The 13,793-nt window shown below is 65.5% G+C and carries 13 protein-coding genes; 5 read left to right on the top strand and 8 right to left on the bottom strand.

Going from position 1 to position 13,793, the window contains the following annotated elements; genetic code table 11:
- Nucleotides 1–51: 51 nt before the first annotated feature.
- Nucleotides 52–741, bottom strand: a complete 690-nt coding sequence (locus AB7008_RS25550) for a GntR family transcriptional regulator (RefSeq protein WP_304489726.1) — start codon at nucleotides 739–741, stop codon at nucleotides 52–54.
- Between the two features lie 213 nt (nucleotides 742–954).
- Between AB7008_RS25550 and AB7008_RS25545 the strand changes: the two genes are divergently transcribed.
- From AB7008_RS25545 to AB7008_RS25530, 4 genes are all read left to right on the top strand, one after another.
- The gene (locus AB7008_RS25545) at nucleotides 955–1,563 is read left to right on the top strand and encodes a TRAP transporter small permease (protein WP_304494194.1); all 609 of its coding nucleotides are present in this window, start codon (nucleotides 955–957) and stop codon (nucleotides 1,561–1,563) included.
- Nucleotides 1,563–2,828, top strand: a complete 1,266-nt coding sequence (locus AB7008_RS25540) for a TRAP transporter large permease (protein ID WP_441259718.1) — start codon at nucleotides 1,563–1,565, stop codon at nucleotides 2,826–2,828. The genes AB7008_RS25545 and AB7008_RS25540 overlap by 1 nt, the downstream gene beginning before the upstream one ends.
- Nucleotides 2,829–2,852: 24 nt before the next feature.
- Nucleotides 2,853–3,836, top strand: coding sequence for a TRAP transporter substrate-binding protein (locus AB7008_RS25535; protein WP_441259717.1), 984 nt, complete (start codon nucleotides 2,853–2,855; stop codon nucleotides 3,834–3,836).
- Nucleotides 3,837–3,909: 73 nt separating this feature from the next.
- Nucleotides 3,910–4,836, top strand: a complete 927-nt coding sequence (locus AB7008_RS25530) for a dihydrodipicolinate synthase family protein (RefSeq protein WP_041958197.1) — start codon at nucleotides 3,910–3,912, stop codon at nucleotides 4,834–4,836.
- A gap of 127 nt (nucleotides 4,837–4,963) precedes the next feature.
- Here AB7008_RS25530 and AB7008_RS25525 read toward each other — a convergent pair whose 3' ends face one another.
- The 4 genes from AB7008_RS25525 to AB7008_RS25510 are packed head-to-tail and all read right to left on the bottom strand — an operon-like array spanning nucleotide 4,964 to nucleotide 10,641.
- Nucleotides 4,964–5,875 carry a hydroxymethylglutaryl-CoA lyase gene (locus AB7008_RS25525; protein WP_304489725.1) on the bottom strand — a complete coding sequence of 304 codons (912 nt, stop codon included), beginning with the start codon at nucleotides 5,873–5,875 and terminating at the stop codon, nucleotides 4,964–4,966.
- Nucleotide 5,876: 1 nt separating this feature from the next.
- Complete coding sequence (locus AB7008_RS25520) at nucleotides 5,877–7,880, bottom strand: acetyl/propionyl/methylcrotonyl-CoA carboxylase subunit alpha (RefSeq protein ID WP_441259716.1); 2,004 nt, start codon at nucleotides 7,878–7,880, stop codon at nucleotides 5,877–5,879.
- A gap of 4 nt (nucleotides 7,881–7,884) precedes the next feature.
- Nucleotides 7,885–9,489 (bottom strand): carboxyl transferase domain-containing protein, encoded by a 1,605-nt coding sequence (locus tag AB7008_RS25515; RefSeq protein ID WP_014495444.1) that lies wholly within the window; start codon nucleotides 9,487–9,489, stop codon nucleotides 7,885–7,887.
- 24 nt (nucleotides 9,490–9,513) lie between these two features.
- A complete protein-coding gene (locus tag AB7008_RS25510) occupies nucleotides 9,514–10,641 on the bottom strand; it encodes an isovaleryl-CoA dehydrogenase (protein ID WP_085971460.1) in 1,128 nt (375 codons plus the stop codon).
- 147 nt (nucleotides 10,642–10,788) lie between these two features.
- Here AB7008_RS25510 and AB7008_RS25505 point away from each other — a divergent pair, with 147 nt between their 5' ends.
- Nucleotides 10,789–11,817 (top strand): AraC family transcriptional regulator, encoded by a 1,029-nt coding sequence (locus AB7008_RS25505; protein ID WP_304489723.1) that lies wholly within the window; start codon nucleotides 10,789–10,791, stop codon nucleotides 11,815–11,817.
- A 75-nt stretch (nucleotides 11,818–11,892) separates the two neighbouring features.
- Here AB7008_RS25505 and AB7008_RS25500 read toward each other — a convergent pair whose 3' ends face one another.
- From AB7008_RS25500 to AB7008_RS25490, 3 genes are all read right to left on the bottom strand, one after another.
- Nucleotides 11,893–12,192: a DUF3551 domain-containing protein gene (locus tag AB7008_RS25500; protein ID WP_028161328.1), complete on the bottom strand. Its 300-nt coding sequence runs from the start codon at nucleotides 12,190–12,192 to the stop codon at nucleotides 11,893–11,895.
- Between the two features lie 297 nt (nucleotides 12,193–12,489).
- Nucleotides 12,490–12,981 carry an Lrp/AsnC family transcriptional regulator gene (locus tag AB7008_RS25495; RefSeq protein ID WP_304489722.1) on the bottom strand — a complete coding sequence of 164 codons (492 nt, stop codon included), beginning with the start codon at nucleotides 12,979–12,981 and terminating at the stop codon, nucleotides 12,490–12,492.
- A gap of 312 nt (nucleotides 12,982–13,293) precedes the next feature.
- Nucleotides 13,294–13,599, bottom strand: coding sequence for an ETC complex I subunit (locus tag AB7008_RS25490; RefSeq protein WP_014495449.1), 306 nt, complete (start codon nucleotides 13,597–13,599; stop codon nucleotides 13,294–13,296).
- Nucleotides 13,600–13,793: the final 194 nt, after the last annotated feature.

Here is a 13,793-nt window from a genome sequence, read left to right as displayed (position 1 = left end):
GCGGAGGGATGGTGGGCACGGCGCAAGTGCGCCTTTGCCCACCCTACGAAGTTATTCGCTCTTCCGCCGCGGCTTCGGCGCGATCGCACTGCCGCCAACGACCTGCAACAGATCCTTGCGCACGGCCTCGATGTGCCGCTCCAAAAACCGGCAGGCTTCCTCGACCTTCTCCGCGCGACAGAGCGCGATCAGATGGGCGTGCTCCTTCTCGGCCGTCCCCATCGCCTTGGTATTGGAGAGCTGGAGGCGCGTGTAGCGATCGCTGGTCTGGAGCAGTGACAGCACGATCGCGCGCGTACGCGGCTGCGGGGCGTGAACATAGAGCGCCATGTGGAAGTCGGCGTTGAGCTGCCCCCATTCGCTGACATTACGCGCCTTGATCGCCTTCTCGAACTGCTTGTGGATGTCGTCGAGCCCTTCGAAATCATCGCCGGTGAAACGCGGCGCCGATTGCGCCAGGAGGCGCGGCTCCAAAATCCGGCGCAGATCGAACACGTCGTTGATCTCGTCCAGCGACAGCTCCGAGACGATCGCACCCTTCTGCGGGACGATGCGCACCAGGCCTTCGGCCTCGAGTTGGAACAGCGCTTCGCGCACCGGGATGCGGCTGACGCCATAGGCCTCGCCAAGCGCGTCCTGCCGTAGCTGCGAGCCGGCCGGATAGGTGCCGTCGAGGATCGCCTGCCGGAGCTGGTCGACGATCGCGGCCGACAGCGTGCGATGCTTCAGAGGCTGTTTCATCTGACCTTCTGTTGTCCTTCCCGACTCATCCGGCCGAAGCGGTCCCTCTCTTGCATGTTGCGCGGCCCGGCAAAGGCCGGTGCCCAGCAAAAGCGCGTCCTGCCGCCGAAATGACCGCAATCTCCGTTTGACATGCAAAATGTATAAATTATACATTTGCCGATAGCACGAGATTTCTCAGGGGTCGGGGCCTCTTTCATGATCGAGCAGACGATGCCGGCTACGCGCGCATTCGGCGTTCGACACATGGTCGTCCGCGCGTCCAGTGGCCTGCTCGCCGTCGAGCGCGTCGCGCTGATGGGCCTGATGTACCTGCTCACCGGCCTGATCCTGGTGAACGTCGTCACCCGCTACGCGCGCTTCCCGATCTACTGGATCGATGAATCCGCGGTCTATTGCGTGGTCTGGCTGACCTTCGTAGGCGCCTCCGCGATGACGCGGCTGCGGCTCGATTTCGCGGTCACCATGCTGACGGAGCGTCTTTCGCCGCGGCACCAGAAGATCGCAAAGGTGATCTCGACCGGAATGGTCGTCGTGTTCGGCATCGCGCTGATCGTGACCTGCGTGCTCTGGATGGACCCGATTGGTCTTGCGCGCGCCGGCTTCGACGGGCGCAAGCTCGCGGCCGAAACCTTCAACTTTCTCTACACCGAGCACACCCAGACGCTGAACTGGCCGACCTGGGTGCTCTATTTGACGCTGCCGATCTTCGCGGTCTCGATGACCATCCACGGCCTCGCCAACCTGCTGGAAGATCTCGAGCTGGTCCCGCGCACGCCGCCGAAGGGCTTTGCGCTCTCAGAGCTCGACGGGGTCAACTGATGATCACGTCAGCCGCCTTCGTCGCGATCATGCTGGTCGGCGTGCCGATCGGCCTCTGCCTGTGCCTTGCCGGCCTCGTCTACATCGCAGCGTCCGGCAATCCGGTGCTGTTCCAGTCTTATCCGCTCCAGCTGTTCGGCGGCGTCGACAGCTACGGTCTGATCGCCATTCCGCTCTTCATCCTGATCGGCGAGATCATGAACGGCGGCGGCATCACGCGGCGCATCGTCGACATGGCGATGGCGTTCGTCGGCTCGCTCAAGGGCGGGCTCGCCTACGTCAACATTCTCGCCAACATGTTCATCTCCTCGATCCTGGGATCTGCCACCGCACAGGTCGCGATCATGGCGCAGATCATGGTCCCGGAGATGGAGAAGAAGGGCTACGACAAGACCTTCGCGGCGGAATTGACCGCCTATGGCGGCATGCTCGGCCCGATCATTCCGCCCTCGGTGATGTTCGTGGTCTACAGCGTGCTCGCGCAGGTCTCGGTCAGCGACATGCTGATCGCCGGCATCGTGCCGGGCGTGATCCTCACGGTGATGTTCTGCCTCGTCATCGCGCTGATGGGATATGTCTACAACTATCCCCGCGCGGATTATCAGACGCCGCGCCAGCGCGTCATGACGATCCTGCGGACGTCACCCACCCTGCTGATTCCGATCGTCATCGTCGGCACCATCCTCAGCGGCCTCGCCAATGCGACGGAATCCGCAGCGGTCGGCGCGGTCGCCGCCGCACTCGTCGGGAAATACTGGACCAAGGAATTCGAGTTCTCGCAGCTGCCGCAGATGATGCTGCGCAGCGCCATCTATTCGGCGATCGTGCTGTTCCTGGTCGCGGCCGCGGCGGTGTTCTCCTGGGTCCTGATCTTCGGCAAGGTGCCGCAGGAAACCGCCGGCTGGATCCAATCCGCCGCCAAGGACCCAGTCAGCTTCATGCTGATCTGCAACGTCATCCTGCTGATCATCGGCACTGTCATCGACGGCATTCCCGGCCTGATCATGACGGTGCCGATCCTGCTGCCGGTTGCAACCGACGTCTACCACATCGATCCCCGGCATTTCGGCGTCGTGGTGGTGATCAACCTCGTGCTCGGCCTGCTGTCGCCGCCGGTCGGGCTCTGCTTCTTCGTCGCGGCCGCCGTCACCGGCGCCAAGCCCGGCAAGATGTTCATGGTGACGCTGCCGTTCTTCGTCATCTCCTGTGTCCTGCTGGTGCTGCTCTCGCTTTACCCGTCGCTCTCGCTGATCCTCATCAAATAGGCCCGTTCAAAAGGAAGCCCGACCATGCCGCTTTCACGCCGCCGCTTTCTCGCCGCCAGCGCCGCCGCCTCGGTGTTCGCGCCCTCGCTGGCGCTTGCCCAGGCCAAGGAATTCCGCCTCGGCCTGATCACGCCGAACGGCCATTCCTGGAACAAGGCGGCGCTCAAGTTCGGCGACGATCTCAAGGCCGCCACCAACGGCCGGCTCACCCTGACCGTGTTCCATTCCGGCCAGCTCGGCAACGAGCCCGCGATGATGCAGCAATTGCAGTCCGGCGCGCACGACATGGGCTTCATCCAGGCCGCCGAGCTCGGCTCGCGCGTGCCGCACATCGCCGCGATCAACGCGCCCTACATCGTCCGCTCGACGCCTGCGGTCGCGAAATTCGTGCGGCATCCGGCGGCGGTGAAGCTGTTCGATGTGCTGCCGCAGGAGACCGGCACCATCGGCCTCGGCTGGGGCATCACCGGCATGCGCGCGGTGTTCTCCTCGAAGGACCTGAACTCGCTCGCCGACATCAAGGGCATGAAGCTGCGCATCAACCCGACGCCGGTCTATCGCGACTTCTATTCCTCGCTCGGTGCCGCGCCGACGCCGATCCCGACGCCGCAGGTGTTCGACGCGATGGCCAACGGCCAGGTCGATGGCCTCGAGGCCGATCTCGAATTCTCCTGGAATCAGCGCTTCGACAAGGTCTCGAAGGTGATCCTGCAGATGAACGCCGTCTTCATGCCGATGGCGGCGGTCGTTTCCGGCCGGGTCTGGCAGACGCTCCCCGCAGCCGACCGCGAGCTGATCGCCAAGACGGTGAAGTCGACGCTGGACGCGCAGATCGACGAACTCGCCGGCAACGAGCCCGCGCTGATCGAGAATTTCAAGAACGCGCCGATCCCGATCCGCCAGGTCCCGGCCGGCGACACCGAGGCCGTCATCGCCGAGTTCGACAAGATCTGGCTGCCCAAGGCACCCGTTCTGGCCGAGCTGCGCAAGGTCGGCGCGACGCTCTGATCCCATTCGCCATCCTCTTCACAACAGCCGGCGGCCCCAGCCCCCCGCCGGCAAACTCACTTGGAGTCAATTCATGAGCCGCCGCGTTTCCTGGGAAGGCGTCTTCCCGGCCGTCACCACGCAATTCCATGACGATCTCTCGCTCGACATCGACGCGACCGCCAAAGTGATGGACGGTCTGATCCGCGACGGCGTCTCCGGCCTGATCGTCTGCGGCTCGGTCGGCGAGAACACCTCGCTGGAGCGCAAGGAGAAGGTCGCGATCATGGAGACGGCGAAATCCGTCGCGAAAGGCCGCGTGCCGGTACTGTGCGGCATCGCCGAGTTTACCACGGCCTTCGCGGTCGAAACCGCCAAGGAAGCCGCGCGCGTCGGCATCGACGGCGTGATGGTGATGCCGGCCCTGGTCTATTCGTCCAAACCGCACGAGACCGCCGCGCATTTCCGCGCCGTCGCCTCCGCGACCGATCTGCCGGTGATGCTCTACAACAATCCGCCGATCTACAAGAACGACGTCACCCCCGACATCCTGGCCTCGCTCGCCGACGTCGAGACCGTGGTGTGCTTCAAGGATTCCTCGGGCGACACGCGGCGCTTCATCGACACCAGGAACATGGTCGGCGACCGCTTTGTGCTGTTCGCAGGGCTGGACGACGTCATCGTCGAGAGCATCGCCATGGGCGCTGTAGGCTGGGTCTCCGGCATGTCGAACGCCTTCCCGCGCGAGGGCGAGACGCTGTTTCGTCTTGCCAAGGCCGGCCGCTTTGCGGAAGCCATGCCGATCTACGAATGGTTCATGCCGCTGCTGCACCTCGACGCGCGGCCGGACCTCGTCCAGTGCATCAAGCTGTGCGAGCACATCATGGGCCGCGGCACCGCGCTGACCCGCCCGCCCCGCCTCGCGCTGCTGCCGCAGGAGAAGGCCGAGGTCGAGGCCATGATGGTCAAGGCACTCAAGAACCGGCCGCGCCTGCCGGATGTCGGGCTGAAGGCGGCCTGAAGGCAGGTCTCGTAGGGTGGGCAAAGCGAAAGCGTGCCCACCTTCTGCCAACGATTGCGAAAGATGGTGGGCACGGCGCTTCGCGCCTTTGCCCACCCTACGGCACCTGAATGCGCCGCAAGCGGGCCTACGTCGCCGCGCGCTTCTTCTTCGCGTTCAGCGCCGATGCCACGCGACTGACGGGCGGCTTGCCAAGCACGCCGCTCATCTCGTTCGTGGCCGCGAGCAGCTTGTCCATGTCCACGCCGGTCCTGACGCCCATGCCTTCGAGCATGTAGACGACGTCCTCGGTCGCGACGTTGCCGGTCGCGCCCGGCGCGTAGGGGCAACCGCCGAGGCCGCCGGCGGCAGCATCGATGACGCGGACGCCCTCCTCCAGTCCGGCATAGAGATTGGCGAGCGCCTGGCCGTAGGTGTCGTGGAAATGCATCGCGAGTTTTGCGGGCGGGATATTGGCGCTGACCGCGCGCAGCATCTCCTTGGCCTTATCAGGCGTGCCGACGCCGATGGTGTCGCCAAGCGAGATCTCGTAACAGCCGAGCTCCCACAGCGTGTTGGCGAGATCGGCGACCGCCTTCGGCTTGATCTCGCCGTCGAACGGGCAGCCCAGCACGCAGGAGATATAGCCGCGGACCCTGACGCCATCGGCCTTGGCGCGCGCCAGCACCGGCTTGAACCGCTCGATGGACTCCGCGACCGTGCAGTTGATGTTGGCGCGAGAAAACCCTTCCGACGCCGCCGCGAACACCGAGACGACTTGCGCGCCGGCACCGCGCGCGGCGTCATAGCCCTTCTCGTTCGGCACCAGCACGTGGAATTCGGCACCCTTGACGTGGCTGACGCCACGCAGCACGGCGTCCGAGCTCGCCATTTGCGGGATCGCCCTGGGCGAGACAAAGGCGCCGACCTCGACCGTGGTGAGGCCGGCGGCTACGAGCGCCTCGATGAAGGCGATGCGGGCCTCGACGCTGACGGGCGTCTTCTCGTTCTGGAGGCCGTCGCGCGGCCCCATTTCGATGATGCGGACCGGATCGCTCATCTCACTCTCCCGATGGCTCGACCACGGCGAGCTCGACGCCCTCCTGGACGATGTCGCCGACCTTGCATTTGATCGATGTCAGCACGCCGGCATAGGGCGCACGCAGCGTCTGCTCCATCTTCATCACTTCCAGGGTGAGGATCGGCGCGCCCTTGTCGAGCTTGGCGCCCTCCTCGGCCAGCACGGCGACCACCGTGCCCGGCAAAGGCGCCGCGATCTTGTCCGCGCCGGTCTGCTCCTCGGTCTCGCCGCCGAATGGATCGACCCAATGCAGGTCGAAGCGGCCATTGCGTGTGCGCAAATACAGCTCATGGCCGTCGATCACCGCTGCGACCGAGGACTTGACGCCATCAACCGTCAGATCGAAGCCGCCATCCTTCGGCACGACGACAAACGCTAGTTCGCGCTCGCCGGTCACCAGCGTCGACGGACCGCTGCCGTAGTTCAGCGTGATCTTCTGCTCAGGTCCATGGCCGACGCGGAAGGCAAAGTTGCGCTGGCGGCGGCCGACCGGCATCCAGCCAAAGGTCCGCCAGGGCGAACTTGCCTCGTTCTGCGCGGCCTGCCGCTCGTCGTTGACGATCGCCGCGACTGCCGCGCACAGCTCGAGCTCGCCGGGTGCCGGCGCGGCCTGCGTCAGGCCCGCCAGCTCGCGCTCGATGAAGCCGGTATCGATCGCATTGGTCCGCACCTTCGGATGCGTCATCAGCGCCGACAGGAACGGGATGTTGGTCACGATGCCGCGGACGTCGGAGTCTTGCAGCCCGCGATTCAGCCGTTCGATCGCGACGTCCCGCGTCGGCGCCCACGCGATCATTTTTGCGAGCATCGCATCGTAATAGGGCGAGACAATATCGCCTTCGCGATAGCCGGCGTCGATGCGCAAGCCGCCGGTTTCCGCCGGCAGCCGCCAGGTCGAGATCCTCCCGACCGACGGCATGAAGTTCTTGGTCGGATTTTCCGCGTAGACGCGTGCCTCGACCGCATGGCCATTGAGCTTGATCTCGTCCTGCTTCAGCGGCAGCGCCTCGCCGAAGGCGACGCGCAGCTGCCACTCGACGAGGTCGATCCCGGTGATCAGCTCGGTCACGGGATGCTCGACCTGGAGACGCGTGTTCATCTCGATGAAGAACACGTCCTTGCCGTCGGAGACGAACTCGATCGTGCCGGCACCGACATAGTTCACCGCGCCGGCCGCCTTTCGCGCGGCGGCGCAAACGGTCTCGCGCTGGGCAGGATTGAGCGTCGGAGACGGCGCCTCCTCGATCACCTTCTGGTGCCGGCGCTGCAGCGTGCATTCGCGCTCGAACAGCGACAGCAGATTGCCGTGGCTGTCGCCAATGATCTGCACCTCGATGTGGCGGGGATTGTCGACATATTTTTCGATCAGCATGCGGTCGTCGCCGAACGCGGCCTTGGCCTCGCGCTTGGCGCTAACGATCGCCGGTCCAAGCTCGTCCGCCGAGCGCACGATGCGCATGCCGCGGCCGCCGCCGCCGGCGGACGCCTTCACCAGGATGGGGAAGCCGATCTTGTCCGCCGCCTTCGAAAGCGTCGCGTCGTCCTGGGCCTCGCCGTGATAGCCGGGCACCAGCGGCACGCCGGCCTTCTCCATCAGCGCCTTGGAGCCGGACTTCGAGCCCATCGCCGTCATCATCGCGGCGGTCGGGCCGACGAACACCAGGTCCGCCTCCAGGCACGCCCGCGCGAACTCGGCATTTTCGGACAGGAAGCCGTAGCCGGGATGCACGGCCTCCGCGCCGGTCTTTCGCGCGGCCTCGATCAGCCGCTCGACACTGAGGTAGCTGTCGCGGGCCCGCGCCGGACCGAGCAGCACGGCCTCATCCGCGAGCGCGACATGCATGGCGTCGCGGTCGGCCTCGGAATAGACCGCGACCGTGCGCAGGCCCATGGCTCGCGCGGTGCGGATGACGCGGCAGGCGATCTCGCCGCGGTTGGCGATCAGGAGCGTGCGGAAACGGCGGTAGAGCATTGAGCGGTCCATCGCATCACATCCTGAACAGGCCGAATTTCGTAGGCTCAATCGGCGCATTCGACGCCGCGGAAAGGCCGAGGCCGAGCACGAGGCGCGTGTCGGCGGGGTCGATCACGCCGTCGTCCCACAGGCGCGCGGTCGCGTAATACGGGTGCCCCTGGCTTTCATATTGCGCGCGGATAGGCTCGCGGAACTTGTCTTCCTCTTCCTTGGACCAGCTATCGCCCTTGGCCTCGATATTGTCGCGCCGGACCTGGCTCAGCACCATCGAGGCCTGCTCGCCGCCCATCACCGAGATGCGCGCGTTCGGCCACATCCACAGGAAGCGCGGCGAGTAGGCGCGGCCGCACATGCCGTAATTGCCGGCGCCGTAGGAGCCGCCGATCACGACGGTAAATTTCGGCACCGAGGCGGTCGCCACCGCCGTGACGAGCTTGGCGCCGTCGCGGGCGATGCCGCCGGCCTCGTACTTCTTGCCGACCATGAAGCCCGTGATGTTCTGCAGGAACACCAAGGGAATGCCGCGCTGGCAGCACAGCTCGATGAAATGCGCCCCCTTCAACGAGCTCTCGCTGAACAGGATGCCGTTGTTGGCGATGATGCCGACCGGATAGCCCCAGACGTGGGCGAAGCCGCAGACCAGCGTCGTGCCGTAGAGTTTTTTGAACTCGTCGAACTCCGAGCCGTCGACGATGCGGGCGATGATGTCGCGGACGTCGAACGGCTTTCTGCCGTCGACCGGCACCACGCCGTAAATCTCTTCCGCGGCAAACAACGGATCGCGCGGCTTGTGCATGTTGAGGTTCGGCCGTACCGACGGCTTCAGCGTGCCGACGATGCGCCGGGCGATGCCGATCGCATGGGCGTCGTTCTGGGCGTAGTGGTCGGTCACGCCCGATTGCCGCGAATGCACGTCGGCGCCGCCGAGCTCCTCGGCACTCACCACCTCGCCGGTCGCGGCCTTCACCAGCGGCGGGCCGCCGAGGAAGATGGTGCCCTGGTTGCGCACGATGATGCTCTCGTCCGACATCGCGGGGACATAGGCGCCGCCGGCGGTGCAGGAGCCCATCACGATCGCGATCTGCGGGATGCCCTGCGACGACATCTGGGCCTGGTTGTAGAAGATGCGGCCGAAATGGCGCTCGTCCGGAAAGATCTCGTCCTGGAGCGGCAGGAAGGCGCCGCCGGAATCGACCATGTAGACGCAGGGAAGGTTGTTCTGCCGCGCCACGTCCTGCGCGCGCAGATGCTTCTTCACCGTCATCGGATAATAGGTGCCGCCCTTGATGGTGGCGTCGTTGGCGACGATCACGCATTCGCGGCCCGCGATGCGCCCGACGCCTGTGATGACGCTCGCCGAATGCACGTCACCACCATAGAGGCCGTACGCCGCCAGCGGCGACAGTTCCATGAACGAGGTGCCGGGATCGACCAGCAGGTCGACGCGCTCGCGCGCCAGCATCTTGCCGCGCGAGGTGTGGCGGTTGCGCGAGACCTCGCCGCCGCCGCCGGCGACCTGGCTCAGCTTTTCGCGCAAGTCCGCGACAAGCCCGCGCATGGCCTCGGAATTGCGCGCAAAGTCTGATGAAGACGTATCGATGCTGGAATGGAGCGGCATGTTGATTCCAATGAGGTGAAGGTTTCAGGCCGTCTCGGACATCAGCTCGCGGCCGATCAGCATGCGACGCACCTCCGAGGTGCCGGCGCCGATCTCGTAGAGTTTTGCGTCGCGCCAGAGACGTCCGACCGGGAATTCGGAGGTATAGCCGACGCCGCCCAGTGCCTGGATCGCCTCGCCCGCCATCCACGTCGCCTTCTCTGCGGAATAGAGGATCGCGGCCGCCGCGTCCTTACGCAGCGTGCGGGCGTGGTCGGCGCGGTCGCAGGCGCGCCCGACCGCATAGACATAGGCGCGCGCCGACTGCCAGGTCGCATACATGTCGGCGAGCTTACCCTGCATCAGCTGGAAGTCGCCGATCGGCTGGCCGAACTGCTTGCGCTCGTGCATGTAGGGAACGACGGCGTCCATGCAGGCCGCCATGATGCCGAGCGGGCCGCCCGACAGCACCGTGCGCTCGTAATCGAGGCCGGACATCAGCACCTTGACGCCCTCGCCGACCTTCCCGAGCACGTTCTCCTCGGGCACCTCGCACTCGTCGAAGAACAAGGGATAGGTGTTGGAGCCGCGCATGCCGAGCTTGTCGAGATGCTGGCCGTGGGTGAACCCCTTGAAGCCCTTTTCGACCAGGAAGGCGGTCATGCCGCGCGGGCCCGCCTCCGGATCGGTCTTGGCATAGACGACCAGCACGTCGGCGTCGCCACCATTGGTGATCCACATCTTCGAGCCGTTGAGCACGTAACGGTCGCCGCGCTTGTCGGCGCGCAGCTTCATCGAAACGACGTCGGAGCCCGCGCCGGGCTCGGACATAGCGAGCGCGCCGACATATTCGCCGGAGATCAGCTTTGGCAGATAGCGCGCGCGCTGCGCGTCGTTGCCGTTGCGGCGGATCTGGTTGACGCAGAGGTTGGAATGCGCGCCGTAGGACAGCCCCACGGCGGCGGAGCCCCGCGAAATCTCCTCCATGGCGACGATATGGGCAAGATAACCCATGCTGGAGCCGCCATATTGCTCCGGCGCGGTCATGCCGAGCAGGCCGAGGTCGCCAAAGCGCTTCCAGAGGTCGGCCGGGAACAGATTGGCCTTCTCGATCTCGGCTGCGCGCGGCGCGATCTCCGCCTCCACGAAGGCGCGCAGCGTGTCGCGCAGCATGCCGATGTCTTCGCCCAGATCGAAATCGATGCTCGGGATGTTCAAGGCGATTCCTCCGTATTCTTGTCGGGTCCGAACCTACCCCCGCCCGGGCGCCCCAGCGGTCGAAAAGGTTGCATTTTCCGCCAAGTTTGGCGAGGATTTTTCATGCCCTTTCAAGCCGCGACCGCGACGCCCCGCCGCGCCATGACCCCCGCCGCCTTCGTCCGCGGCGTGGTTGCCGCTTATGTCGTTTACGGACGGGATCCAGCGGAAGCATTGGGCAAGGGGCAGGTCACCGAGGACCTCGTTCGATCCCGGGACGGCCGGGTGACGGCGGCCCAGTTCGAGGCGCTGGCCGGCCACGCCATGCGCGAGCTCGACGACGAGGCGCTCGGCTGGTTCTCGCGCCGGCTGCCTTGGGGAACCTATGGCATGCTGTGCCGCGCCTCGATCACGGCCCCCAATCTCGAAGTCGCGCTAAAGCGCTGGTGCCGGCATCATCGCCTGCTGACCGAGGACGTGCTGTTCGAGCTCTCGCTTGGTGATGAGACCGCGACCATCTCCATTCGCGAGCAGCGCGACCTTGGCCCGTTGCGTGAATTCTGCCTCGTCACCCTGCTCCGCTATGTCCTCGGCTTCTCCTGCTGGGCCGTCGATTCCGCGATCGCGCTGCGTGCGGCCGAGTTTCCCTATTCCGAGCCGGGCCACGTCTCGGTCTATCCGACGATCTTCTGCAGGCATTTGAGCTTTGATGCGGACGGCGCCCGCATCGTCTTCGACAAGCATTATCTCTCTCTGCCGCTGACCCGCAGCCCCGCCGATCTCGACAGCATGCTCAAGGGCGCGCTGCGGCTCACCGTGCTGCCCTACCGGCGCGACCGGCTGCTGGTCGAGCGGGTCCGCCGCGTGCTGCGCAATGCACGCGGACGCATTCTCGGCGCCGAGGATGTCGCAAGCGAGCTGGCGCTCTCCACCCGCACCATGCATCGGCGCCTGCGCGAGGAAGCGACCTCGCTGCGCGATCTCAAGGAAGAGGCAAAGTTCGAGCTCGCCAAGCAGGAGCTGATGCGCGGCCGCGCGCCCATCAAGCGGATCGCGGAGATCGCCGGCTTCCGCAACGAGAAGAGCTTTTCGCGCGCCTTCCGCACCTGGACCGGCGCCAGCCCGCGTGAATTTCGCGACCGGTATCGCTGAGGCTTGCAAGCAAGCACGGCCTCCGCGATCGAACGCAGAGGCCGCACCATTTACGCCGGAATTGGCGATCGCGACTTAGTTCGAGGACGCATTCTTGCCCGGACGCGCCTTGGTGCGCGAGTGCGGCTGCTTCGGCTGGAAGGCGAGCGCATCGTTGGTGGTCTTCGCGCCAGGGGCCTGCGAGCACATGCCGCCGATGCCGCCGGAAGCGGCCCGGCAGGCTTCCATCGTCGGATAGCCGCAGCCGTGTGCAGCCTGGGAGCCGTTGGTGATGCAGTAGTCGTCCGCCTTCGCGGCCGGAGCGGTGATCATGAGAAACGCAGAGGCGAACAGCGTCGCAGCGGATGCGACGAACGTCTTCGAGGTCGAGGTCATGTTGTCTTTTCCTGCTTCAGGGTCCCACAAAAGCATCCCCAGCGTGCGACGCAGGCTGAGGCTCACACCTCGCATGTAGGCCGGCGCCCCACCCCGGCAATCACGATTCAGCGCATTGCAGGGCTTCGTAAATCACATGTCACAGTAAGGTGAGTTACTCATGTAAATGGCGACCCTGGATTCGGCTTTTATGAATCGTCGGGCGGGTCGCGAGGGGCGCGCAGCTCGCAAGCCCGGCCATGACGCTGTGGAAACTTAGGCGTCCCAAAGCTCTCGCGTCATATGCGATTGCCCCGCCTATCCCGCCGACGCTGCCACGACATCCTCCACAGGCAGCGGCACGTCCTTCGCGACACCCAGCACCGGAAAGCTGCGGACGTTCTTCACATCAGGCATCGCAGCGAAATGCAGCAGCTGCTGGCGCATGCTCTCGACGCTCGGCGCGACGCATTTCAGCAGGTAGTCGGTGTCGCCCGAAATCCGCCAGCACTGCTGGATACGCGGGATCGCGGCGATCGAGCTCTCGAACGCCTCCAGCACCGGCTGGGCCTGGCTGCCGAGCTGGATCGAGACGAACGACACCACCTCATAGCCGAGCAGCCGCTCGTCGATGACGGCGCGGACCGCCCGGATCACGCCGCGGCTGAACAGCAATTTCAGCCGCCGCAGGCAATTGGGCGCGGACACGCCGACCCGCAGCGCCAGCTCGTTGTTGCGCACCCGCCCGTCCTGCTGCAATTCGGAGAGTATCTTCAGATCGACGCCGTCGAGCTGGTCACGCCCGGCCATCCCCCACCTCGCCATGATCCCGTCACGACGTCAGCGAAGCACGCGGCGGAATCGCTGCCAAGGGGCCGGAGCCCGGCGCAACAGCTGGTCCGTGGATCGGGGTCATCGGACGCGACGTCATGTTTGCGGGCGGGTTAGCCCCCGCCGTGATGCCGGGGCTTGTCGCGGCCATCGGCGCTCTTTCACCCGGCCCCAAAGACGTGGATGCCCGGGCCTTCGCCTCGCCGAAGCGGCTTCGGCCGCGCAGGCGGGACAAGGCCCGGGCATGACGAGTAAATCACGTCGTATGACGTCGGAGCAGCGAGCCGCCCCTCAATGCGTCCAGGGCTCGCCGCGCCGGAACGAGAAATTGTCGGCATAGGCGACCGGGCGGCGGATCGAATCCTGCGGCTCGATCACCTGGTAGGCGATGCCCTTGCGCTCGCAATAGGCGACCGCCTCTTCCTTGCTGTGGAAGCGCAGCGTGATCTGCTGCTTCATGTCGCCGGACGAGGTCCAGCCCATCAGCGGCTCGACCGAGCGCGGCTGCTCGGGCTCGTAGTCCAGCTGCCATTCCTTGGTCTTGGACCGGCCGGATTGCATCGCGTTCTTGGCGGGCTTGAAAATGCGTGCGGTCATGGGTGGTCCGGGCCTCTTCGTCTTTTCGTTCGATTCAGATGCGTCACGGTAGCAGTTGGTGGAAACCGCGGGCATAGTATAGAGACACCTATTGGGAACTGATCGGTGATTCCGGTCCCCTAGGGTGCCTTGCCGACGGGTATAGTCATTATGCTGCACCGTGACAATTGCGTACCCGCCTTCCGCGCCGGGAT

The organism is Bradyrhizobium sp. 521_C7_N1_3 (assembly GCF_052075975.1).
Lineage (GTDB): Bacteria > Pseudomonadota > Alphaproteobacteria > Rhizobiales > Xanthobacteraceae > Bradyrhizobium > Bradyrhizobium japonicum.
Note: the sequence above shows the minus strand (reverse complement) of the source record. Positions and strands in the feature narration are given on the sequence as shown.

What these genes read in the sequence shown, in the direction of transcription:
- AB7008_RS25535 (WP_441259717.1), top strand. Translation starts at nt 2,853, where the DNA reads ATGCCGCTTTCACGCCGCCGCTTTCTCGCCGCCAGCGCCGCCGCCTCG.
- AB7008_RS25510 (WP_085971460.1), bottom strand. Translation starts at nt 10,641, where the DNA reads ATGCTGCGCGACACGCTGCGCGCCTTCGTGGAGGCGGAGATCGCGCCG.
- AB7008_RS25550 (WP_304489726.1), bottom strand. Translation starts at nt 741, where the DNA reads ATGAAACAGCCTCTGAAGCATCGCACGCTGTCGGCCGCGATCGTCGAC.
- AB7008_RS25505 (WP_304489723.1), top strand. Translation starts at nt 10,789, where the DNA reads ATGCCCTTTCAAGCCGCGACCGCGACGCCCCGCCGCGCCATGACCCCC.
- AB7008_RS25545 (WP_304494194.1), top strand. Translation starts at nt 955, where the DNA reads ATGCCGGCTACGCGCGCATTCGGCGTTCGACACATGGTCGTCCGCGCG.
- AB7008_RS25525 (WP_304489725.1), bottom strand. Translation starts at nt 5,875, where the DNA reads ATGAGCGATCCGGTCCGCATCATCGAAATGGGGCCGCGCGACGGCCTC.
- AB7008_RS25540 (WP_441259718.1), top strand. Translation starts at nt 1,563, where the DNA reads ATGATCACGTCAGCCGCCTTCGTCGCGATCATGCTGGTCGGCGTGCCG.
- AB7008_RS25500 (WP_028161328.1), bottom strand. Translation starts at nt 12,192, where the DNA reads ATGACCTCGACCTCGAAGACGTTCGTCGCATCCGCTGCGACGCTGTTC.
- AB7008_RS25520 (WP_441259716.1), bottom strand. Translation starts at nt 7,880, where the DNA reads ATGGACCGCTCAATGCTCTACCGCCGTTTCCGCACGCTCCTGATCGCC.
- AB7008_RS25515 (WP_014495444.1), bottom strand. Translation starts at nt 9,489, where the DNA reads ATGCCGCTCCATTCCAGCATCGATACGTCTTCATCAGACTTTGCGCGC.
- AB7008_RS25490 (WP_014495449.1), bottom strand. Translation starts at nt 13,599, where the DNA reads ATGACCGCACGCATTTTCAAGCCCGCCAAGAACGCGATGCAATCCGGC.
- AB7008_RS25530 (WP_041958197.1), top strand. Translation starts at nt 3,910, where the DNA reads ATGAGCCGCCGCGTTTCCTGGGAAGGCGTCTTCCCGGCCGTCACCACG.
- AB7008_RS25495 (WP_304489722.1), bottom strand. Translation starts at nt 12,981, where the DNA reads ATGGCCGGGCGTGACCAGCTCGACGGCGTCGATCTGAAGATACTCTCC.